Source organism: Microbacterium sp. H6 (assembly GCF_003314775.1).
GTDB lineage: Bacteria > Actinomycetota > Actinomycetes > Actinomycetales > Microbacteriaceae > Microbacterium > Microbacterium oxydans.
Genome location: NZ_QOAY01000262.1, coordinates 66,970 through 70,678, shown reverse-complemented (window position 1 = coordinate 70,678; position 3,709 = coordinate 66,970). Strand labels below are relative to the sequence as shown.

The window sequence follows — 3,709 nt, the reverse complement described above, 5'->3', positions numbered from 1 at the left end:
CTCCGCGATCTCTGCCAGCGGCTGAGCGCCCGCCAGTGCGGGTGCGGTGACGGCCGCAGCAGGGCTCATGGCTCCCACCGCGGGGGTGGAGGCCAGACCGACGCTCAGCGTGATGCCGACCAGCGTCGCCGATGCGACGCCGAGGATGGTCATGGGACGGTGGGCCGCGTTACGGGCTGATGCCGCCGCGGAGGCGCGCCGAAGCGCACGGGTCTTCTGAAGCATTGGGTTCGACTTTCGGGTTGTCGTACGCCCTTTAAGGAGACTCATCGGGAGCTCGTCCCAGGCGCAAGTGAACCACTCTGAACGATGAACCTGAACGAAAACAATCCCTCACCTGGGATTTACATGAGAAGAGGGCCCCGCGCACGCCTTTCGGCGGCACGGGGCCCTCTCACTCGGAGCGTGTCCGAGGCTGTTCTCAGACGCTCGCGTCCTGGCGCTTCAGGCGCGCGGTCTCGCGTGCACGCGTGTTCGCGTCGAGGTTCACCTTGCGGATGCGCACGACCTCGGGGGTCACCTCGACGCACTCGTCGTCGCGGGCGAACTCGAGGCTCTCCTCCAGCGTCAGCTGGCGCGGAGGCGTCATCGACTCGAAGGTGTCGGAGCTCGCTGCACGCATGTTGGTGAGCTTCTTCTCCTTGGTGATGTTCACGTCCATGTCGTCGGCGCGCGAGTTCTCGCCGATGACCATGCCCTCGTAGACCTCCTGCGTGGGCTGCACGAAGAACGACATGCGCTCCTGCAGAGCGATCATCGCGAACGGGGTGACGACACCCTGACGGTCAGCGACGATCGAGCCGTTCTGACGCGTCGTGATGGAGCCGGCCCACGGCTCGTAGCCGTGCGAGATCGCATTCGCGATACCGGTGCCGCGGGTCGTGGTCAGGAACTCGCTGCGGAAGCCGATGAGGCCGCGCGACGGGACGATGAACTCCATGCGCACCCAGCCGGTGCCGTGGTTGGTCATGTTCTCCATGCGACCCTTGCGGTTCGCGAGCAGCTGCGTGATCGCGCCGAGGTGCTCCTCCGGAGTGTCGATCGTGAGGTGCTCGAACGGCTCGTAGGTCTTGCCGTCGATCTTCTTCGTGACCACCTGCGGCTTGCCGACGGTGAGTTCGAAGCCCTCGCGACGCATGTTCTCGACGAGGATGGCGAGGGCCAGTTCTCCACGACCCTGCACCTCCCAGGCATCCGGGCGTCCGATGTCGACGACCTTGAGCGAGACGTTGCCGATGAGCTCCTTGTCGAGACGGTCCTTGACCATGCGAGCCGTGAGCTTGTGCCCCTTGACCTTGCCCATGAGCGGCGAGGTGTTGGTGCCGATCGTCATGGAGATGGCGGGGTCGTCGACCGTGATGGCCGGAAGCGGACGGACGTCCTCGGGGTCGGCGATGGTCTCGCCGATCGTGATGTTCTCGAAGCCGGCGATGGCGACGATGTCACCGGGGCCTGCGGACTCGGCAGGGTAGCGCTCGAGTGCACGGGTCTTCAGGAGCTCGGTGACACGCGCGTTCTGGTGCGTGCCGTCAGCGCGCACCCAGGCGACGGTCTGCCCCTTCTTGAGGGTGCCGTTGAAGATGCGGAGCAGGGCGAGACGGCCGAGGAACGGGCTGGAGTCGAGGTTCGTGACCCAGGCCTGCAGCGGGTGCTCGTCGTCGTACTCCGGCGCCGGCACGTGCTCGAGGATAGCTTCGAAGAGCGGCTCGAGGTCGTCGTTGTCCGGAAGCGTGCCGTCGGCGGGACGGTTCTGCGAGGCGGCGCCGGCACGACCGGAGGCGTAGACCACCGGCACGTCGAGAAGAGCGTCGACGTCGAGGTCGGGCACGTCGTCGACCAGGTCGGACGCGAGACCCAGCAGCAGGTCGTGCGCCTCTTCCTCGACCTCGGCGATGCGCGCGTCAGGACGGTCGGTCTTGTTGACCAGGAGGATGACGGGCAGCTTGGCCTCGAGAGCCTTGCGCAGCACGAAGCGGGTCTGCGGCAGCGGACCCTCGCTGGCGTCGACGAGCAGCACGACGCCGTCGACCATCGACAGGCCGCGCTCGACCTCGCCACCGAAGTCGGCGTGGCCGGGGGTGTCGATCACGTTGATCGTGATCTCCTTGCCGCCGGCGTGCTTGCCCTTGTAGGTGATCGCCGTGTTCTTGGCGAGGATCGTGATGCCCTTCTCACGTTCCAGGTCGTTCGAGTCCATGGCGCGCTCATCGACGTGAGCGTGTTCGCCGAAGGAACCCGTCTGACGCAGCATGGCGTCGACGAGAGTGGTCTTGCCGTGGTCGACGTGCGCCACGATTGCGACGTTGCGGAGGTCAGAACGGAGGGCGTGCGCCATGCAGGTGTCCTAAAAGATGTGGGGTTTCGCCGGGAAGCCGACGTTCCAGGATAACGCAAGCTCGGGGCCGGTTCCTGAAAAGCAGGTCGTAGCATCGAGATCGTGACCCGACCGCAGGCTCCGTGGGAACTCCCCGACCTCTCCCCCGCCCCCTCCCGTGCTCGACTGTGGTGGGAGATCGCGATCGTCCTGGCGCTGGGTCTCGGCCAGTCGGCGGTCTACGCGATCGTCCAACTGGCCTACCGCCTCACGGACGACGTGCCGATCGCCGATCAGGTGGCGAAGCTCAACCCGTCTCGGAGCGACAGGGAGATCTTCGACCTCATCTACCAGGTGCTCGCGATCGGGTTCTCGCTCGTCCCCGTCGTGCTGGTGTGCTTCCTGCTGTGGCAGTCGCGACGCCCCCATCTGGCGCGTCTGGGGCTGGATGGCACCGGTGTCGCGAAGGATGCGGGCCGCGGCATCCTGCTCGTGCTCGCGATCGGCATCCCCGGGCTCGGTCTCTATCTCGCCGGCCGGGCGCTCGGACTGCCCGTGGCCATCGATCCTGCCGGGATAGACGCGTATTGGTGGACCGTCCCGGTTCTCCTGCTCGCGGCGGCCCGCGCTTCCCTGCAGGAGGAGTTCGTGGTGCTCGGATACCTCTTCACACGGCTGCGACAACTCGGGTGGAGTCCGTGGACGATCATCATCTCCACGTCGGTCCTGCGGGCGAGCTACCACCTGTACCAGGGATACCCGGCGTTCGTCGGCAACCTCGCGATGGGGCTGCTCTTCGGCTGGCTGTATCACCGCAGCGGGCGGCTGATGCCCTTCCTCGTCGCGCACTTCCTGATCGACGCGGCCGCGTTCGTCGGGTATCCATGGGCCGCGGCGATGTGGCCCGAGCTGTTCGGTCTCCCCGGCTGAGTGACGACGGGTGGGATGGCTCTCCCCCTTCGCTGACGGAGTGCTCTAGCCTGAAGGCTTCCAACGACGGAAAACGGAGGGAAGTCTCATGAAGATGAACAGGATGACCAAGGCGGGGGCCGCGATCGCCATCGCAGCAGGGATCACGCTGCTCAGCGTCGCGCCCGCATCGGCAAGTGTTTTCGGGCCCTACTCGTCGGCGGCGCAGTGTAACGCCGATCGCACCGACTATGTCAGGGGCGGGGGGAAGGCCGCCCCCTGCATCCCCGGCACCGGAGGCTGGTACTTCCAGACGTACTGAGCATCATCGAGGATCGAGGCGGCGGGCATCAGCCCGTCGCCTCGATCCGTTGACACCCGTCGGACCTCGCCCCTAGGCTCGGGGCACCCACGACGACGTGGGTACGACAATCCGGGGGGATTCGAATGAAGAAGAAACTGTCCGCAACGGCCGCAGGCATCGTC

3 protein-coding genes are annotated in these 3,709 nt (G+C 66.4%); 2 read left to right on the top strand and 1 reads right to left on the bottom strand.

Features of this window, described 5'->3' with window-relative positions:
• Positions 1–421: 421 nt before the first annotated feature.
• Positions 422–2,335 (bottom strand): translational GTPase TypA, encoded by a 1,914-nt coding sequence (typA, locus tag DSP71_RS17290; RefSeq protein WP_046749575.1) that lies wholly within the window; start codon positions 2,333–2,335, stop codon positions 422–424.
• 102 nt (positions 2,336–2,437) lie between these two features.
• Here typA and DSP71_RS17285 point away from each other — a divergent pair, with 102 nt between their 5' ends.
• Positions 2,438–3,244, top strand: coding sequence for a CPBP family intramembrane glutamic endopeptidase (locus DSP71_RS17285; RefSeq protein WP_113681683.1), 807 nt, complete (start codon positions 2,438–2,440; stop codon positions 3,242–3,244).
• A gap of 88 nt (positions 3,245–3,332) precedes the next feature.
• Positions 3,333–3,545 carry a hypothetical protein gene (locus DSP71_RS17280; protein WP_046749577.1) on the top strand — a complete coding sequence of 71 codons (213 nt, stop codon included), beginning with the start codon at positions 3,333–3,335 and terminating at the stop codon, positions 3,543–3,545.
• Positions 3,546–3,709 lie beyond the last annotated feature (164 nt).

Excerpts from the sequence above, each read along its gene's own strand:
- DSP71_RS17280 (WP_046749577.1), top strand. The coding sequence starts at position 3,333 with ATGAAGATGAACAGGATGACCAAGGCGGGGGCCGCGATCGCCATCGCA.
- typA (WP_046749575.1), bottom strand. The coding sequence starts at position 2,335 with ATGGCGCACGCCCTCCGTTCTGACCTCCGCAACGTCGCAATCGTGGCG.